This is a genomic window from Collinsella sp. LCP19S3_D3, from assembly GCF_052121455.1.
In the GTDB taxonomy this organism is placed as follows: Bacteria; Actinomycetota; Coriobacteriia; order Coriobacteriales; family Coriobacteriaceae; genus Collinsella.
Map to the genome: position 1 here is coordinate 138,549 of NZ_JBQKEF010000001.1, position 18,555 is coordinate 157,103.

Here is an 18,555-nt window from a genome sequence, read left to right on the forward strand (position 1 = left end):
AATGTGCTCTTCGTGCGAGCCAGGACTGTAGAGCAGCAAACATAACCAAGGCCAACCGGGCAACCGGACGAGCTAGTTTACTTCGCAACGCCGGGGATGCCGTGGGATGTTGTGGCGGTTTTGGCTCCGTTTACGATGGCGGTTTCCAGGGCCCTTACGGCGAGCATGCCCAGCAGGTCTAGGGGAACGGCGGCGCTTGCCTGGCTGCCCAGCTTGCCGCTGGCAAGGGTGTAGATGGTGTCACCGTCGTTGGTGGTGTGTGTGGGGCGGATGGCGTGTGCATAGGCGTCTGCGGCCATCTGGGAGACCTTGGTGGCCTGGGCCTTAGTGAGCTCCACGTTGGTGACGATGCAGCTGATGGTGGTGTTGGTGCGGTCGAGTGGCATTTTCATAGAGCCGGCGGTGGCAAGGGCGGCGAGCTCCATGTCGACGATCTGGTCGCTATCGGCTGCGGCGCGCATGCCGGCCACCCACTCGCCGGTGGTCGGGTCGACCACGTTGCCACAGGCGTTGACCGAGACCACGGCGCCCACCTTGACGGTGCCGAGTGCCACGGCAGCAGCTCCCAGGCCAGCCTTCATGCAGGTGGCGGGCCCCATGAGCTTGCCTACGGTGGCGCCGGTGCCGGCACCTACATTGCCCTGATCGAGTGTGGTGGGGGTATGGTCGAGCGCCTCGCGCACGGCGGCGATACCGGCTTCAATGTCGGGACGCACGGTGGGATCGCCAAAGGCGAGATCGAAGATGCAGCTGGAGCACACGATGGGCACCTGCGTGGGGCCGACGGGCAGGCCGATGCCGCGGCTCTCGAGTTCGCGGGCCACGCCGCTTGCCGCTTCGAGACCAAAGGCCGAACCACCCGAAAGGCAGACGGCGTGGACCTTATCGACGGTGTTCTCGGGACGCAGCAGATCGGTCTCGCGCGAAGCGGGAGCGCCACCACGTACGTCAACGCCGCCGGTGGCACCCTCGGGCGCCACGATTACGGTGCAGCCGGTGCCGGCCTCCTCGTCTGTATAGTTGCCAAAGCAAAAGCCATCGACATCGCAAACGTCAATGGCTTCGAGCAGTGTGTCCATGTTTTCTCCTATCGGTTTTCCGCCGGGCCTTATGCTCGGTCGGGATCCGTGCGGTACGGCAAAATTGTAGGCGCCGGGGGATACCCAGCGCCAGATGCAATTACGAGAGTTTTTGAATCGCGCGTGCGACGCGAGCGATGGGTAAGCCCACCACGTTGTAGAAGTCGCCCGAAATGTCATGCACGAGCATGCGGCCGCCTGTGCCCTGGATACCGTAGGCTCCGGCCTTGTCCATGGGTTCGCCGGAGGCAACATAGTGCCCGATCTGCTCCTCGGTAAGCTCATAGAACGTCACGTCGGTCACATCGACAAACGACAGACTTTCGGCGGCATGCGGAGCTGCAGCGTCGCCGGCTTTAACGATGCAGACGCCGGTTGCCACCTGGTGCGTGCGGCCCGAAAGCTCGCGGAGCATAGTGCATGCCTCGTCTTCGTCTGCCGGCTTGCCCAAAATTTGCCCGTCAAAGGTGACAATGGTATCGGCTGCGACAGTCAGTTCGTTGGGTTCGGCGTGCTCGGAGGCAACGGCAGCGGCTTTGGCGCGTGCCAAGCGTTCGACAAGCGTAAGCGGAGCTTCGCCATCAAAAGGTGTTTCGTCGATATCTGCGGGAATTACGCGAACGTCATAGCCCGCCTCGCGCATCAGCTCTATGCGGCGCGGCGATTGCGAAGCCAAAATCATAGCTGGATGCCCTCGGCAACCTTCTCGACGGCCTTGTCGCCGGCGAGTGTGCGCAGCAGCTCCAAGGCAAAGGGAAGTGACTGTGCCATGCCGCTGGCAGTGATGATGTTGCCGTCTTGCGTGACCTTCTCGCCGGTATAAGCACCCTCGGGGAAGCTCTTCTCAAAGCCGGGGAAGCACGTGGCTCGGCGTCCCTCGAGCAGACCAAGCTCGCCCAGGATAAACGGGGCGGCGCAGATGGCGGCAACGTGCTTGGTTGCGGCGAACTCGCAGACTACATCGCAGACACGCTGGTCGGCGCGCAAGTTGGTGGCTCCGGGCAGGCCGCCGGGCAGCACGATGCAGTCGTACTCCTCAAAGTTGATCTCATCAAAGAGCGCATCGCAGGTCACGGGAATCTGCAGCGAGCTCACGACCTCGCGTGTGGGCATGATCGAGACGAGCGTGGCACGCACGCCGCCGCGACGCATGACGTCGACCATGGTCAGGCATTCAATAGTTTCAAAACCATCGGCGGCGAGAACGGCAACGCTGGGCATGAGAGTTCCTTTCGTAAGGCGGCATACAATTAGCCGTCTTATACCCCGAAGACCTATGCTTGCCACGCTCGATTTCCCAATGTTTAAAAAGGGACGGGGCTATTTTAGCTACCCTCACCCATCCTCAACAATCTCAATCTGTAACATCTAGACCCACTTTTGACCCCTAACTGTTACAGATCAAGACAAACGGAAACCGCCCCGACAAAACCTCTAAATCTGTAACATCTACTGACCAAAACCGGGTCTTACTGTTACAGATCGAGACAGTCCCCAACGCACCGCCCCGTTCGGGGAACGACCGCCACAGGTACGGCGGGCAGAGACTCACTTTTTTCTCGGTTTTTCTTGACGGAATCTCACCTGTTGTAGTACTTTGTCTCAGTCTAAAAACGCGTGGACTTTTCTGGGCGCTAGCCACCTTTTTGCCACGCAACCGAGCAGTCGGTTGCGTGGCTTTTTTCGTCTTGGCAGCAGGTGCCACATGCACCGCCAGAAGACCGCACGAGCCCACCTTCCGACTGCAGGGAACAGACGCACGAGACGTGCATCTGCAAGACAGCAGACGGAAGGGAGCCTAATGGCAGGAACAAACACAATCAAGCAACAGGCCGCCGGGGCAGTAGCCACGGGCGCGGGACAGGCCAAGGCGGTGCTCCAGGTCTTTGCGGGCGGCGCCTGCTACGGCGCGATGGCCACGACCTACAAGCTCGCCTACGCCGCGGGCTTCACCTCGGCGCAGGTGGTGGCGAGCCAGGCGTGGTTCGGCTGCCTCTTCTTCGCCCTCGCCACACTCGCGGGCAACGCACTCGGGCACCGATGGCAGCGCGTGGGCTGGAAGCTCGCCCTTAAGCTCATGGGCCTGGGAGCCCTCACCTGCCTCACCTCAATCCTCTACTGCTACGCCATGAGCGTGCTGCCCGCCCCGGTGGCGCTCACGCTCCTCTTCCAGTTCACGTGGCTGGGGCTCCTGTGGCAGACCGTTATGACGCGCCGACCGCCGAGGGCCCTCCAAGTGGTCTCCGCCTTGGTCATCGTCTTCGGAACGGTGTTCGCCAGCGGCGTTTACAAGACCGGCATCACCGGGTACGACCCCGTGGCCCTGCTCTGCGCGCTGGGGGCGGCCGTGTCCTGCTCCCTCTTTGTCACCCTCTCCGGCAAGGTCGAGGCCCCCTGCTCGTCCGAGCAGCGTGGCGTCATCGTATGCGCGGGCTCCGTGGTCATGTCGCTCACGGTGTGCCCAGACTACGTCGTCTCGGGCGTCCTCGCCCAGGGCATCCTGCCCTTTGCCGTCATCGCCGGCTTCTTTGGCATGCTCTGCCCGGTCCTGCTCTTCGGCATGGGCTCTCCGCACCTGCCCGCGGGCCTCTCCACTGTCATGGCCGCCGCGGAACTCCCCGCCGGCCTGCTCATCGCCATGATCGTCCTCGGCGAGCCGCTCGGGGTCGTCGAGTGGCTGGGCGTCGCCATCATCCTCGCCGGCGTGTGCCTGGCGCAGGTCCCCTCCCTGCTTGGAGGCCGGGAGGCACGTCGCGCCGCCGCAGGACAAGCCGTCAGCTAGTCATCCCTTCACAGGCGGCCCGCGCGCATCAGGGAAAGGGCCACGGGCCCGGCGCGTGAGGTCGCAAGGACGTTATTAAAGCGTCCCCCGCAGAGGTGGGGACGCCAGAGAGAAGGAGGCACCATGCCATTTCCAAAAGGGTTCCTTTGGGGAGGAGCCACCGCCGCCAACCAATGCGAGGGAGGTTATGACGAGGGCGGCCGCGGCCTTGCCAATGTCGACGTCATCCCACACGGGCCGGAGCGCAACGACGTGAGTCGCGGCCTGAGGCGCATGCTCGACTTCGAGCCCGGGTACTACTACCCGGCCCAGACGGGCATCGACTTCTACCACCGCTACCGCGAGGACATAGCCCTCTTCGCGGAGATGGGCTTCAAGGTCTTTCGCCTCTCCATCGCCTGGAGCCGCATCTTTCCCAACGGCGACGAGGAGGAGCCCAACGAGGCCGGGCTCGCCTTCTACGAGGACGTGTTCCGCTGCTGCCGCGAGCACGGGATCGAGCCCCTCGTGACCATCACGCACTTCGACTGCCCCATCCACCTCGTCAAGAAGCACGGCGCCTGGCGAAACCGCACCCTTATTGAGCTCTACAAACGGCTCGTGACGGTGCTCTTCAACCGCTACCGCGGCCTCGTGCGCTGGTGGATCACGTTCAACGAGATGAACATGATCTTGCACCGTCCCTTCATGGGTGCCGGCATCGTCCTCGAGCCCGGGGAGAATGCCCGCGAGGCCGAGTACCGCGCCGCGCACAACGAGCTCGTGGCCAGCGCCTGGGCCACCAAGATCGCCCACGAGGTCGACCCGGAGAACAAGGTGGGCTGCATGCTCGCCGCGGGAAGCTACTACCCCTACTCCTGCCGCCCCGAGGACGTCCGCGCGGCGCAGGTCAAGAACCAGGAGGACCTCTTCTTCGTGGACGTGCAGGCGCGCGGGCACTACCCCGGCTACGCGCTCAAGATGCTCGAGCGCGAGGGCATCGACGTGGGCATGACCGCCGAGGACGAGCGCATCCTTGCGGAGAACACCGTCGACTTCATCTCGTTTAGCTACTACTCCTCGCGCTGCACCGCGGGCGACCCCGATTCCGTGGGCGGCGTCGCCGAGGGCAACGCCTTCGCCGGCGTGGAGAACCCCTACGTGCGCACGAGCGACTGGGGCTGGGTCATCGACCCGCTGGGATTCCGCATCACGATCAACGACCTCTGGGACCGCTACCAAAAGCCGCTCTTTGTGGTGGAGAACGGCCTCGGCGCCTATGACGAGGTGCTTCCCGACGGCACGATCGAGGACGATTACCGTATCGCCTACCTGCGCGAGCACATCGAGGCCATGCGCGACGCCATCGAGCAGGACGGCGTCGAGATGCTCGGCTACACCACCTGGGGGCCAATCGACCTCGTGAGCGCGGGCTCCGGCGAGATGGAGAAGCGCTACGGCTTCATCTACGTGGACCGCGACAACCTGGGCAACGGCACGCTCGAGCGCAGGCGCAAGAAGAGCTTCTACTGGTACCAACAGGCCATCGCCACCAACGGAGGCGACCTGGGCTAGCCGCCCGGGCAATATCACTAAGGAGAAAATAATGGCTGAAAAATACGACGATCTGGCCAGATCCATACTCGAGAACGTAGGCGGCGCCGAGAACGTCGCCAGCGTCGCGCACTGCATCACGCGCGTGCGCTTCAAGCTCAAGGACGAGTCCCGCGCCAACACGGCCAAGATCGAGGCCCTCAAGGGCGTCATCCAGGTCATCCAGGCCAACGGCCAGTACCAGGTGGTCGTGGGTAACATCGTCGAGGACGTCTACGACGCGGTCCTGGAGGCCGGTAACTTCTCGGGCGGCGCAAGCGCCGACGACGAGCCCCAGGGCGATAAGACCGTTGCCTCCGTCATCATCGACCTCATCTCTGGCATCTTCCAGCCCATCCTGGGACCGCTTGCCGCCGCAGGCATCATGAAGGGACTGCTTGCCCTCATCACCTGCTTCGTCCCGGCCTTTGCAAACGACGGCCTCTACACGCTGCTCTACACCGTGGCTGACGGCTTCTTCTACTTCCTTCCCGTCGCCCTGGCGTTCAGTGCCGCGCGCAAGTTCCGCATGAACGAGTTCACCGGCGTGGCAATCGGCGTGGCGCTCCTCTACCCGACGATGGTCGCCCTGACCTCGGGCGAGGCGCTCGGCAGCATCGACCTCGGCGTGGCCGGCACGTTCTCGTGGTACGCCACCGCCCTCGGGGTCCCCATCATCATGCCCGTGTCCGGCTACGTGAGCTCGGTTATCCCCGTCCTTCTCATGGTGTGGTTCGGCTCTATCATTGAGCGCTGGCTCAAGAGCTGGATGCCGGCTGCGCTCAAGATGTTCCTCGTCCCGCTCGCCACGATGACGGTCTCCATCGTCTTGGGCTACCTCGTCATCGGCCCGGTGGCCACCCTCATCACCAACCTGCTGAGCGCGGCGTTCTCGTTCATCTTCCAGCTTCCCGTGGTTGGTTCCGTCTTGGGCAGCGCCCTAGTCGGCGGACTGTGGATGTGCCTCGCCATCTTTGGCTTCCACTGGAGCCTCATCCCCATCTCCATCATGAACCTGAACACCCTCGGCCACGACAGCGTGCTCGCCGCCACCATCGGCCACGGGTTCGCGCTCGGAGCGGTCATCTTTGCCATGTATCTCAGAAACAAGGACGAGCGCTTCCGCGGCATCGCCCTTCCCGCGATGATCTCCGCCTTCTTCTTCGGCGTCACCGAGCCGGGCATCTACGGCATCGCCCTCCCCAACAAGCGCGCGTTCGTCGTGGCATGCCTGAGCTCCGCCGTGGGCGGCGCCATCGTGGGAATGACGGGCGCCCTCATGTACATCTCGGGTGGCCTCGGTGTCTTCAACCTGCTCAACTTCATCGACGGGACCCCTGGTGGCGCCGGGATCTCCCACATGATCTTCGCGATCATCGCCTCGCTCGTCTCTGCCGTCCTGGCCTTTGTTATCGAGTTCATCACCTACCGGCCCAACGACGACGAGGAAGGCGCCTGCTAGCTTGGGCCCTTCTCGACCAGCTCTATGTAGTTGAGGGCAGTTGAGGTGGGTGAGGGCCGAGGGCGGTCGAGGCGGCCGCCCTCGGCCCGGGACAACCTGCCAGAAGGCGTTTAGCTTTCTCGGGCGGCAGTTCAATGTCCAAGAAATGGGGGGGCGGTTTTATTTCGGGACGGGGATAAATAATCATTCGGAACAAATTTATTTTTATCCCCGTCCCAGAAAAATCATCGGGTGTGGTCTTGGGCAAGCAGTCTAGTTGCGCTTGAGATGGGCGACGGTTTCGCAGTGGAAGGTTTGCGGGAACAGGTCGACCGGCGTGATCTTGACGGGGGAGAAGGTGCCTTCCTCGACAAAGCGCTTAAGATCGCGTGCCAAAGTCGCCGGATCACAGCTCACGTAGGCCACGTCGCGGGCGCTCGTGCTGGCGATGAGGTCGATTGCCTCGGGTGCCAGACCTGCACGCGGCGGGTCGACCACCAGGACATCGGCATCCTGGTCGGGGAACTCGCGCACGGCATCGCCGCCGATGACATCGACGTTATCGAGCTTGTTGATCTCGAGGTTGCGGCGCAGGTCGCGCACGGCCGGGCCGTAGGCCTCGACGGCGGCAACAAAATCACAGCGGCGGGCGAGCGGCAGGGTAAAGGTGCCGGCGCCGCAGTACAGGTCCATGGCAAGCTCGTCTTCTTGCGGGTCGAGCGCCTCCATGACAAGCTCGATCAAAATCTCGGCGCCCTTGGTGTTGACCTGGAAAAACGATGGGGCAGAAAGGCGCATCTGGCCGTCGGCGATGTTCTCGGTCCAGGAGCCCTCGCCGGCGAGCATCTCCACCTTGGAGACGCGGCGGGCCTTCTTCTCGCCCTTGCTCATGACGCGCACTACGCTCGTGGGGCGAGCGGCGTCTGCCAACACGCGCGAGACCTGCGAGCGCGGGAAGGAGCCCGTGGGCGTCCAAAGTGCGACCTCGAGCGCCTTGGTGCGACGCGAAGCGCGAATGCCCACGCGCTCCAGACCCAGATCGTGACTGCCGCTCAGATAGTTGAGCGCGCCGACGACCGATTTGAGCGCCTTGGGAAAACGCTTATCGAACAGCGGGCACGAATCTACGGTGACGATCTTGCTGGGATCGACGCCGTGCATGCCAAGGCGAACGCGGCCGTTAACGAGGGTGGGCTCCAGCTCAATCTTGTTGCGGTAGCCCCAGTCGTCCTTGGTGTGGCGGATGGGCTGGACAAGATCGTTGACCTGCTCGGGGGCGAACTTGCCAATGCGCTCGAGCGCGGAGCGCAGGTTTTGCTCTTTGGCGGCAAGCTGCGCGGTGCGCGAGAGATTGCCCCATGAACATCCGCCGCAGACGCCCACGAAGGGGCAGGGGGGCTGAATGCGATCGGGGCCCGGCTCCAGAATCTCGGTCGTGCGGGCGCGCATAAACGACTTGCCGTCCTGCACGATCTCGGCCTCGACGGTGTCGCCTGCCACGGCGCCCTGCACAAAGACGGCCTTGCCGTTGTCGGCGTGCGCCAGTCCGTCGGCGCCGTAGGTCATCGATTCTATGGTGAGCTTCATGTTCCTGCCTGTCATTCGCGGTATTGTTCGCAACCATGGTAGCAGTGAAAAGCGCCCCGTATTTGGGGTATTCCTCAAATACGGGGCGCTTCTACAAACGTCTATTTCGTCTTGCCGGTAATGAGCGTCTTAAGGCCTAGGCCGATCAGGCCCAGTCCCATGCGCACGCGACCGGGGCGATGGCGCTCGATGGTCTTGGTCTTGCCAGCGGGCTTCTCGCGGCGGGCGCCCTTCTCGGACGCGGGGTTGGCCGTCTGCGGTTGGGGCCGAGGAGCAGGCTCGGACTCAGGCTCTATGACGGTTGCCTGAACCTTCTGGACCTCGGGTGCGGCCGGCTGCGGTTCGAGCTCAGGCTTGGATGCGAGCGTAGGTTCTGCCTTGGCGACGGCCTCGGCGTTGCGATAGGCACGCTCCAGCAGAGCTTCCTGCGAGTTGAAGGGCTTCTCGCCTTCTTTGCGCTCCACGGGAATCCAGGTGCCGTCACTCGTCAGACTGCGTGCTTTCACGTTGTCGCGCAGCTGCATGCCCATGTACTCGTGCACCTGGGCGCGGCAGGTGGGGTCGAGCACGGGGAAGGCGATCTCCACGCGGTGCTCGGTGTTGCGCGTCATCATGTCTGCCGAGCTCAGGTAGATCATATCCGAGTCCACGCCAAAGGCATAGACGCGCGCATGCTCCAAAAAGCGTCCGACGATGGAGCGCACGTGCACGTTCTCGGTCTTGCCCGGAACACCGGGCTTGAGGCACGAGATACCGCGGATGATCATGTCCACGCGCACACCGGCACACGATGCCTCGGCGATCTTGTCGATGACCTCGCGGTCGGTAAGCGAGTTGAGCTTAAAGAACACGCGGGCGGGCTCGCCGACAAGGGCACGCTGAATCTCGCGGTCCAGGCCGCGCATGATGAGCGGCTTGAGGCCCACGGGCGCCACGCCCAGGAAGCGGTAGTCGCCGCGCAGGTTGCCCAGCGACAGGTTGCGGAAGAACAGGTTAGCGTCCTCGCCGATGCCGGGATGCGCGGTCATGAGCATAAAGTCGCTGTAGAGCTTGGCCGTCTTCTCGTTAAAGTTGCCGGTACCCAAAAGCGTCAGACGGGTAAGCGCCATGCCCTCGCGATAGGTGAGCTGGCAGATCTTGGAATGGCATTTAAAGCCCTCGGAGCCGTAGATAACGGTGCAGCCGGCCTCTTCCAGCCGCTCGGCCCATTCGATGTTGTTTTGCTCGTCAAAGCGGGCGCGGAGCTCCATGAGCACTGTAACCTCTTTGCCGTTTTCGGCAGCATCGATGAGCGACTCGCACAGGCGGCTTTGTTTGGCCACGCGGTAGAGCGTGATGCGAAGCGAGATGCACTCGGGGTCGTAGGCTGCTTCGTGCACCAGGTCCAAGAACGGATTCATGGTCTCGTAAGGGTAAAAGAGCAGCTTGTCGTGCTGCAGCACCTGATCGCGGATGGAGCGGGTCATATCGATGGTGGGGTTGGGCTGCGGCCTAAACGGCGTAAAGAGCAACTCGTTTCGTAGATGCTCGGGTATTTTGCCCTCAATGCCAAAGACATAGCCCAGGTTGAGCGGGATATCGCAGGTAAAAACCGAGCGGCGCGAAAGCTCGAGCGCTTTGCGGATGGTCTTGAGCGTTGGCTTTTCGAGCGAGCCCGATACGGCGAGCACCACCGGCTGCAGACGCAGGCGCTTCTTGAGGATGCGCTTCATGTGCTGGCGGTAATCCTCTTCCTCCTCGACGCCCTCGCCGTCCGGATCGATGTCGGCGTTGCGGGTGACGCGGATGAGCGCGCGGTCGAGCGGCTTATAGGAGCCGAAGCAGCTGTCCAGGCAGGCGAGGATGACGTCCTCGAGCAGAATGTAGGAGTAGGTGCCGGTGGGCGAGGGGATTTCGACCACGCGGTTCATCGAGGCGGGAATCTCGATAAGGCCCAGCAGGCTCTCCTCGTCGGTGATGCCGTCCAGGCCACAAGCCAGATAGAGCGCGCCGTTGCGCAGGTTGGGGAAGGGATGGCGCGGATCGATGACCAGCGGCGAGATGACCGGTGATACGTAGGCCTGGAAGTAGCGGGTTACAAAGGTATGTTCCTCGGGCGTAAGCGAATCGATGCGGGCGCGGTGAACGCCCAGAGTGTCGAGCTTGTCCTCGATGCTCTTAAAGATCGACTCCCAGCGGGTAAGGAGCCCGGGCAGCTCTGCCATGACAGCATCGACCTGTTCGGAGGCGGTCATATTGCTCTTGTTGTCGACGGGCTGTTTTTTGAGCTCTGCCAGATCGGACAAGCCGCCCACGCGCACCATGAGAAACTCGTCGAGGTTTGACTCGAAGATCGAGACGAACTTAAGGCGCTCGAACAGTGGCACAGACTCATCGAAGGCTTCGTCGAGTACGCGGTTATCAAAGCGCAGCCAGCTAAGCTCTCGATTTTGCGTATACGAGAAATCGCGCGGTTTCTTGCGCAGCTTGGCGGCGTTCTGCTTCTTTTCGATTTTGCTCGGCATATGCATCTGTCCGTTCAGTCCCTACAGGGGACGGTAGCCTAACACTATTTCTTATTGTCTCAATTTAGTCGACCTATGGCGCGGACGTATCGCGCGAACGGTATCTTTACCTACTTATTACGCTGACGATCCGAAGAACTAACGTCCGGTGCTTTGAACAAGCGATCTATATCCTCACTCAACAGTTGAGAATGTATGAATAAGAATGATAGCAAGCTGAATATAATCGAATTTAGGTCGAATCGAGGACAAGCGTCATTTATATGCAGAAAACCGTTTTCGCTATGCAATTTTGAATCATGGATAACTTTGAGTGTTCAATCTTGATTTCCTAGAAAAATAACGTTTACCTAGGAAAATCTGCTTTACGAAACTGAAGTGCATCATGGGAAATCATATGCGATATACCGTTCATCGTACTTTGTTGACCGTTCGGGGGCGAGGTGGAATTGCGGGTGGAAATTGGATATAACTAGAGCTGTCAGCAAGCAGCGCTCCATACGGAGGGGCGCTGATACATTTGGCCAGTAAGGCCCGAAAGAAAGGTAGGAGGCCATGACGAAAGGTCTGCACGTGCCTTCCGAGATCGGCAAGCTCAGGAAGGTCTGCCTGCACCGTCCCGGCGACGAGCTCCTCAACCTGCCGCCCGACGAGCTCGAGCGGCTCCTGTTCGACGACGTCCCGTTCCTGGAGGTCGCGCAGCAGGAGCACGACACCTTCGCCCAGATCCTGAGGGACCAGGGCGTCGAGGTGCTCTACCTCGAGAACCTCGTCGCCGAGGTGTTCGACCAGGTCCCCGGCGCCCGCGCCGAGTTCACCGACCAGTACATCGCCGAGGCCGGCATCCGCGGGAAGCACATGCCGCAGATCGTCCGCGAGAAGCTGGACTCCATCGAGGACAACCTCGAGTTCGTCAAGAAGACCATGGCCGGCATGACCAAGGCCGAGATCGAGATGCCCCTCACGGCCTCCACGACCCTCGACTCCCTGGTCAACTCCGAGTCCGAGTCCGACCTGATCATCGACCCGATGCCCAACCTCTACTTCACCCGCGACCCGTTCGCGGTCGTCGGCGAGGGCGTCAACCTCAACCGCATGTACTCGGTCACCCGCAACCGCGAGACCCTGTACGGCAAGTACGTCTTCAAGTACCACCCCGACTACAAGGACGTCTCCCTGTACTTCCGCCGCGACTGCCAGTTCCACACCGAGGGCGGCGACGTGCTGAACATCAACGAGAAGACCCTCGCCGTCGGCATCTCCCAGCGCACCCAGGCCGCCGCTATCGACGTCATGGCCCAGAACATCTTCTGGAACTCCGACTCCAAGGTCGAGCGCATCCTGGCCTTCGACATCCCGGTCTCGCGCGCCTTCATGCACCTCGACACGGTCTTCACCCAGATCGACGTCGATAAGTTCACGATCCACCCCGCCATCATGGGCACCCTGCGCGTCTACGAGCTGACCGCCGGCAAGAACCCGGGCGACGTGAACATCCGCCTGATCGAGGACACCCTCGAGCACGTCCTGGAGGACGCCACCGGCGTCGACCAGGTCAAGCTGATCCCCTGCGGCGGCGGCGACCCGATCGCGGCCTCCCGCGAGCAGTGGAACGACGGCTCCAACACCCTGTGCGTCGAGCCCGGCAAGATCTGCGTCTACGCCCGCAACACCGTCACCAACGACGTGCTGTACAAGGAGGGCCTGGACCTTCTCGTCGTGCCCTCCGCCGAGCTCTCCCGCGGCCGTGGCGGCCCGCGCTGCATGAGCATGCCCTTCTGGCGCGAGGACCTCTAAGGTTTTCAAAGACCCGTACAGGTCTTAAAACAAACGTCTAACTGCCATTAGATGTCTCCCATTGGGGCGGTGCGGATCTTTCGCACCGCCCCATTCTTGTTTAATGAAGCTAATTCAACAACAGATAAGGTGGCCATTATGTCTAAAGACAGTCGTGTCGATAACCCCAACGGTGTCGGCTTTTTCGGCCTTGTCGGCATGGTCGTTTCCTCCTGCATCGGCACGGGCGTCTTCGCCCTTACCGGTCAGCTCGCTAACGTCGCCTCTCCTGGTGCTGCGCTCATCGCTTGGGTCGTTTGCGGCCTGGGCTTTTTGATGCTGGCGCTCTCGCTCGCCAACGTGGGTTCCAAGCGCCCCGATCTTGACGGCGCCTGCGCGTACGCGGAGGAGGGCTTCGGTCCTTTCCACGGATTTATCTCCGGCTGGGGCTATTGGCTTTCCGCCTGGCTCGGCAATGTCGGCTTTGGCACCATGATCGCCCAGGTCCTGGGTTCCGATTATTGCCTGGGCACGATCATGCCGGGCGTGTTCTCGGATCCCGTGACCGGAAACCCCGCTGTCGTCGGCGTCGTTGTCGTGTCGCTGGTCCTGTGGGGTATTACGTTCTTGGTCATTCGCGGCGTCGAGAGCGCTGCGGCCTTCAACGCGATCGTCATGGTCATTAAGATTGCCTCCATCCTGCTGTTCATCGTGTTTTCCTGCTTCGCCTTTAATGCCGGTGTGTTTACCGCCGACTTCTGGGGCACCGCCGCGCGCAATGCCACGATCATCGCCGCCAATGGCGTTGAACTCGGAAGCGTTGCCAACCAGGTCACGCAGTGCATTCTGATCATGATGTGGGTCTTCATCGGCGTCGAGGGCGCTTCGGTCATGTCCGGTCGCGCTAAGCGCAAGAGTGAAGTCGGCTCCGCCACTATCATCGGCTTGATCGTGCTGCTCACCCTCTACATCGGCGCTTCCGTCATTCCGTACGGCGTTGTTGACTATGCCGATCTGGTTGCGGCTCCCAAGCCTGCCACCATTTCCGTGTTCGAGCAGCTTGCTCCCGGCTGGGGCGGCGCCTTCATCTCTTGGGCCATCATCATCTCGGTGTGCGGCTCCTGGCTCTCCTTTACCATGCTTCCCGCCGAGGTCTCCTCGATGATGGCCGACCACGGTCTGCTTCCCAAGTCCTGGGGCGAGGTCAACGCCAAGGGCGCGCCGCAGATGGCCTTGATTATCGTCGGTGCCCTGACGGAGGCGTTCATCATCATCGCCACGTTCGCTGCCGACGCTTATACCTTCGCGATCTCCATGTGCACCGTGACCATCGTTGCCACCTGGGCCTACGCTGCTGCCTATCAGGTCAAGCTCTCTCGCGAGCGCGGCGAGTCGGGCCAGGCTCTTATCGGTATCCTCGCCCTGGTGTTCCAGGTCGTCGGTGTGCTCTTTACCGGCTGGGGTTTCTTGCTGCTTGCCTGTCTGGGCTACATTCCCGGTTTCCTGTTCTATCGCAAGGCACTCACCGAGTCTGGTCAGTCCATGGGCAACGGCCAGGTTATCTGTGCCGTGGTGATCGCCCTTTTGGGCATCATCTCCATTCCCATGACCTTCGCCGGCATCATCCCCGTGTTCTAGCGATTGGAGCCTAGCCATGGATATCAAGACAATCGGCGTTGAGGAATGGCTCAACGTTTGGGAGAAGAGCGCTACGTGGGATATCGCCCAGTCGACGATCTCGTCGCTTACCATGGGCGAGTTGCGCGCGCTCGACGAGCAGGACGGCGCTACCTTCTACGAGCGCCTGGACCGCGAGAAGATGAACTACGGCTGGATCGAGGGCTCGCCCGACTTTAAGGCCGAGGTCGCCAAGCTCTATCGTCGCGAGGTCAATCCCGATCACATTCTTCAGACCAATGGCTGCACGGGTGCCAACCTCAACGCCATCATGGCCGTTGTCGAGCCCGGCGACCACGTGATTGCCGAGTGGCCTACCTATGCGCCGCTCTACGAGATCCCGCGTACACTGGGCGCCGAGGTCGAGTATTGGGAGCTTCGCGAGGAGCTTGGCTGGAAACCCGATATCGAGGAACTCAAGCGCCTGGTGCGTCCCAACACGAAACTCATCTGCATCAATAACGCATCGAACCCCATCGGTACGGTGCTTGATGCCGATACGCTCGGTCAGATTGCCGAGATTGCCCGTTCGGTGGGCGCCTACGTTCTGTGTGACGAGGTATATCTGCCGCTCGAGAACACCGAGTCCTTTATGTCGATGGTCGACGTGTATGAGAAGGCCATTGTCACCAACTCGGTGTCTAAGACCTATTCGACGCCTGCAGCCCGCGTGGGTTGGGTCGTGACCGACGAAGAGGTGTCCAATCGCATCCGTACCTATCGCGATTACACCATGATCTGCGGCGGCGTGTTCAACGATGCCCTGGCGACCTATGTGCTTGAGCACAAGGACAAGATTCTCGAGCGCAACCGCAAGATCGTGTCTGGCAATCGCGATATCGCGCAGGCTTGGATCGATACGCAACATCGCGTTTCCTGGACGGCCCCGCAGGGTGTGTCTACCTCGTTTATCCAGCTTGATATTCCCGAGGACGACGAAGAGTTCTGCAAGCGCCTGTTGTCCGAGAGGGGAGTGCTGCTGGTGCCCGGCAGCCGTTTTGAGCTTCCCTGCGGCGCACGCCTGGGCTACTGCGCGAGCGAAAATGTTCTTCGCGAGGGCTTGAGGCTTCTGGGCGAGGCACTGGCCGAGTTCGATCGCTAATCCCTTGAGGCCCGCGAAGGCCTAAACCTTACTTGGCCCTAGGTGTACCGAATGCAGACCCGCCCCTTTTGGGAGCGGGTCTGTTTGTCTTTGCCGCCGGAAAAGTCAAGTTGTTACAAATGGAGACGCAAGATCGATCGGGTATTCGACGGGCCTTATACTAAGTTTCCGGTGAACGGTATCCAACGTCTGGTAAACGGTAATCTGTTTGCTAAAAATGAATAGGACAAACTTTTTTATGAATAAAAATGAAAATGGTTGATAGACAGCAAGAATTGCGAATTCTATTCATATCGTTGCACGAAATATGCAATCTGAGGGTGGTTTAACAAAGTTTAGTTCCATTTGATTTTTGGATTGAAAACGCGTTTAAGCACGTAAATAAACTTTATTAAATCAAAGTGTGCCATGCGTGAAGTATATGTGTATGCCGTTCGCCCCCTATAAAAAACCGTTCGGGGGCAAGGTGGAATTGCGGGTGGAAATTGGATATAACTAGAGCTGTCAGCAAGCAGCGCTCCATACGGAGGGGCGCTGATACATTTGGCCAGTAAGGCCCGAAAGAAAGGTAGGAGGCCATGACGAAAGGTCTGCACGTGCCTTCCGAGATCGGCAAGCTCAGGAAGGTCTGCCTGCACCGTCCCGGCGACGAGCTCCTCAACCTGCCGCCCGACGAGCTCGAGCGGCTCCTGTTCGACGACGTCCCGTTCCTGGAGGTCGCGCAGCAGGAGCACGACACCTTCGCCCAGATCCTGAGGGACCAGGGCGTCGAGGTGCTCTACCTCGAGAACCTCGTCGCCGAGGTGTTCGACCAGGTCCCCGGCGCCCGCGCCGAGTTCACCGACCAGTACATCGCCGAGGCCGGCATCCGCGGGAAGCACATGCCGCAGATCGTCCGCGAGAAGCTGGACTCCATCGAGGACAACCTCGAGTTCGTCAAGAAGACCATGGCCGGCATGACCAAGGCCGAGATCGAGATGCCCCTCACGGCCTCCACGACCCTCGACTCCCTGGTCAACTCCGAGTCCGAGTCCGACCTGATCATCGACCCGATGCCCAACCTCTACTTCACCCGCGACCCGTTCGCGGTCGTCGGCGAGGGCGTCAACCTCAACCGCATGTACTCGGTCACCCGCAACCGCGAGACCCTGTACGGCAAGTACGTCTTCAAGTACCACCCCGACTACAAGGACGTCTCCCTGTACTTCCGCCGCGACTGCCAGTTCCACACCGAGGGCGGCGACGTGCTGAACATCAACGAGAAGACCCTCGCCGTCGGCATCTCCCAGCGCACCCAGGCCGCCGCTATCGACGTCATGGCCCAGAACATCTTCTGGAACTCCGACTCCAAGGTCGAGCGCATCCTGGCCTTCGACATCCCGGTCTCGCGCGCCTTCATGCACCTCGACACGGTCTTCACCCAGATCGACGTCGATAAGTTCACGATCCACCCCGCCATCATGGGCACCCTGCGCGTCTACGAGCTGACCGCCGGCAAGAACCCGGGCGACGTGAACATCCGCCTGATCGAGGACACCCTCGAGCACGTCCTGGAGGACGCCACCGGCGTCGACCAGGTCAAGCTGATCCCCTGCGGCGGCGGCGACCCGATCGCGGCCTCCCGCGAGCAGTGGAACGACGGCTCCAACACCCTGTGCGTCGAGCCCGGCAAGATCTGCGTCTACGCCCGCAACACCGTCACCAACGACGTGCTGTACAAGGAGGGCCTGGACCTTCTCGTCGTGCCCTCCGCCGAGCTCTCCCGCGGCCGTGGCGGCCCGCGCTGCATGAGCATGCCCTTCTGGCGCGAGGACCTCTAAGTCTTTCCGTTTCCGGTGCGGTCCCCCTACAACCGCACCGGTTTTGCCCGTCAAACGGGCAACACGAATACTTGCGTAATTCATTTTTCGAAAGGAAACGAACCATGGGTGTTAACCTCTCCGGCCGTAGCTTCCTCAAGCTCCTCGACCTCACCACCGAGGAGATCGAGTACCTGCTCAAGCTCTCCAAGAACTTCAAGGATATGAAGCGCGCTGGCGTTCCGCATCGCTATCTCGAGGGCAAGAACATCGTTCTGCTCTTCCAGAAGACCTCCACTCGTACCCGCTGCGCCTTCGAGGTCGGCGGCATGGATCTGGGCATGGGCGTCACCTACCTCGATCCGGGTTCGTCGCAGATGGGCAAGAAGGAGTCCATCGAGGACACCGCCCGCGTTCTCGGCCGCATGTATGACGGCATCGAGTTCCGTGGTTTTGCCCAGGACGACGTCGAGGAGCTCGCCGCTAAGTCCGGCGTGCCCGTGTGGAACGGCCTGACCACTGAGTGGCATCCCACCCAGATGCTCGCCGACATCCTGACCGTCCAGGAGAACTTCAACTACGACATCAAGGGCAAGACCCTCGTCTTCATGGGCGACTGCAAGAACAACGTTGCTCGCTCCCTCATGGTTGTCTGCTCCAAGCTCGGCATGAATTTCGTGGCCTGTGGCCCCGAGGAGTGCATGCCCGCTGACGACGTCATCGAGGCCTGCAAGCCCATCGCCGAGGCTAACGACTGCACCATCAAGCTGACCACCGACGTCAAGGACGGCGTCACCGGTGCCGACGTTATCTACACCGACGTGTGGGTCTCCATGGGCGAGCCTGACGAGGTCTGGGCCGAGCGCATCGCTCAGCTCACCCCGTATCGTGTCACCTCCGAGGTCATGGCTATGGCCAACCCGGGTGCCATCTTCCTGCACTGCCTGCCCAGCTTCCACGACACCAACACCACGATTGGCGCCGAGAAGTGCGAGCAGTTCGGCATTACCGAGCAGGAGGTCACCGACGAGGTCTTCGAGAGCCCCGCTTCCAAGGTTTTCGACGAGGCCGAGAACCGCATGCACACCATCAAGGCTGTCATGTACGCAACGCTCAGGTAAGAGCCTTTAAGCATTTCGCTCGGGGTGTATTGCTGCACACCCCGAGCGGTTTGTCTGGTAAATATCTTGCGTCGGGCGGTGGGCACGGCACGGAAGATCCGCTTCGCGCGAGAAA

The 18,555-nt window shown here is 61.3% G+C and carries 14 protein-coding genes; 8 read left to right on the forward strand and 6 right to left on the reverse strand.

Going from position 1 to position 18,555, the window contains the following annotated elements:
• Window positions 1-77: 77 nt before the first annotated feature.
• The 4 genes from ACTQXM_RS00685 to ACTQXM_RS00700 all read right to left on the reverse strand — a co-directional run bounded on the left by ACTQXM_RS00685 (window position 78) and on the right by ACTQXM_RS00700 (window position 3,117).
• Window positions 78-1,079, reverse strand: coding sequence for a P1 family peptidase (locus tag ACTQXM_RS00685; RefSeq protein WP_441536832.1), 1,002 nt, complete (start codon window positions 1,077-1,079; stop codon window positions 78-80).
• A 100-nt stretch (window positions 1,080-1,179) separates the two neighbouring features.
• Entirely contained in the window at window positions 1,180-1,761 is a 582-nt protein-coding gene (locus tag ACTQXM_RS00690) for a Maf family protein (protein ID WP_441536833.1), read from the reverse strand.
• The gene (locus ACTQXM_RS00695; RefSeq protein ID WP_427718432.1) at window positions 1,758-2,300 is read right to left on the reverse strand and encodes a DJ-1 family glyoxalase III; all 543 of its coding nucleotides are present in this window, start codon (window positions 2,298-2,300) and stop codon (window positions 1,758-1,760) included. The genes ACTQXM_RS00690 and ACTQXM_RS00695 overlap by 4 nt, the downstream gene beginning before the upstream one ends.
• A gap of 577 nt (window positions 2,301-2,877) precedes the next feature.
• The gene (locus tag ACTQXM_RS00700) at window positions 2,878-3,117 is read right to left on the reverse strand and encodes a hypothetical protein (protein ID WP_441536834.1); all 240 of its coding nucleotides are present in this window, start codon (window positions 3,115-3,117) and stop codon (window positions 2,878-2,880) included.
• A gap of 12 nt (window positions 3,118-3,129) precedes the next feature.
• Here ACTQXM_RS00700 and ACTQXM_RS00705 point away from each other — a divergent pair, with 12 nt between their 5' ends.
• The 3 genes from ACTQXM_RS00705 (at window position 3,130) to ACTQXM_RS00715 (ending at window position 6,895) form a co-directional block, all read left to right on the forward strand.
• The gene (locus ACTQXM_RS00705; protein ID WP_441057040.1) at window positions 3,130-3,861 is read left to right on the forward strand and encodes an EamA family transporter; all 732 of its coding nucleotides are present in this window, start codon (window positions 3,130-3,132) and stop codon (window positions 3,859-3,861) included.
• Window positions 3,862-3,984: 123 nt separating this feature from the next.
• A complete protein-coding gene (locus ACTQXM_RS00710; protein ID WP_441536835.1) occupies window positions 3,985-5,415 on the forward strand; it encodes a 6-phospho-beta-glucosidase in 1,431 nt (476 codons plus the stop codon).
• Window positions 5,416-5,446: 31 nt separating this feature from the next.
• Window positions 5,447-6,895 (forward strand): PTS transporter subunit EIIC, encoded by a 1,449-nt coding sequence (locus ACTQXM_RS00715; RefSeq protein WP_441536836.1) that lies wholly within the window; start codon window positions 5,447-5,449, stop codon window positions 6,893-6,895.
• A 252-nt stretch (window positions 6,896-7,147) separates the two neighbouring features.
• Here ACTQXM_RS00715 and rlmD read toward each other — a convergent pair whose 3' ends face one another.
• Together rlmD and ppk1 are read right to left on the reverse strand one after the other, a co-directional pair.
• Complete coding sequence (gene rlmD, locus ACTQXM_RS00720; protein ID WP_441536837.1) at window positions 7,148-8,476, reverse strand: 23S rRNA (uracil(1939)-C(5))-methyltransferase RlmD; 1,329 nt, start codon at window positions 8,474-8,476, stop codon at window positions 7,148-7,150.
• 86 nt (window positions 8,477-8,562) lie between these two features.
• Entirely contained in the window at window positions 8,563-10,971 is a 2,409-nt protein-coding gene (gene ppk1 / locus ACTQXM_RS00725) for a polyphosphate kinase 1 (RefSeq protein ID WP_441536838.1), read from the reverse strand.
• 549 nt (window positions 10,972-11,520) lie between these two features.
• Between ppk1 and arcA (ACTQXM_RS00730) the strand changes: the two genes are divergently transcribed.
• The 5 genes from arcA (ACTQXM_RS00730) (at window position 11,521) to argF (ending at window position 18,440) form a co-directional block, all read left to right on the forward strand.
• On the forward strand, window positions 11,521-12,762 hold the full coding sequence (gene arcA / locus ACTQXM_RS00730) for an arginine deiminase (protein WP_427719159.1): 1,242 nt from the start codon (window positions 11,521-11,523) through the stop codon (window positions 12,760-12,762).
• A 138-nt stretch (window positions 12,763-12,900) separates the two neighbouring features.
• Window positions 12,901-14,379 carry an amino acid permease gene (locus ACTQXM_RS00735; protein ID WP_441536839.1) on the forward strand — a complete coding sequence of 493 codons (1,479 nt, stop codon included), beginning with the start codon at window positions 12,901-12,903 and terminating at the stop codon, window positions 14,377-14,379.
• A gap of 16 nt (window positions 14,380-14,395) precedes the next feature.
• Window positions 14,396-15,520 carry an aminotransferase gene (locus ACTQXM_RS00740; protein ID WP_441536840.1) on the forward strand — a complete coding sequence of 375 codons (1,125 nt, stop codon included), beginning with the start codon at window positions 14,396-14,398 and terminating at the stop codon, window positions 15,518-15,520.
• Window positions 15,521-16,098: 578 nt separating this feature from the next.
• Window positions 16,099-17,340: an arginine deiminase gene (gene arcA, locus ACTQXM_RS00745; protein ID WP_427719159.1), complete on the forward strand. Its 1,242-nt coding sequence runs from the start codon at window positions 16,099-16,101 to the stop codon at window positions 17,338-17,340.
• A 104-nt stretch (window positions 17,341-17,444) separates the two neighbouring features.
• The gene (argF, locus tag ACTQXM_RS00750) at window positions 17,445-18,440 is read left to right on the forward strand and encodes an ornithine carbamoyltransferase (protein ID WP_441547581.1); all 996 of its coding nucleotides are present in this window, start codon (window positions 17,445-17,447) and stop codon (window positions 18,438-18,440) included.
• Window positions 18,441-18,555: the final 115 nt, after the last annotated feature.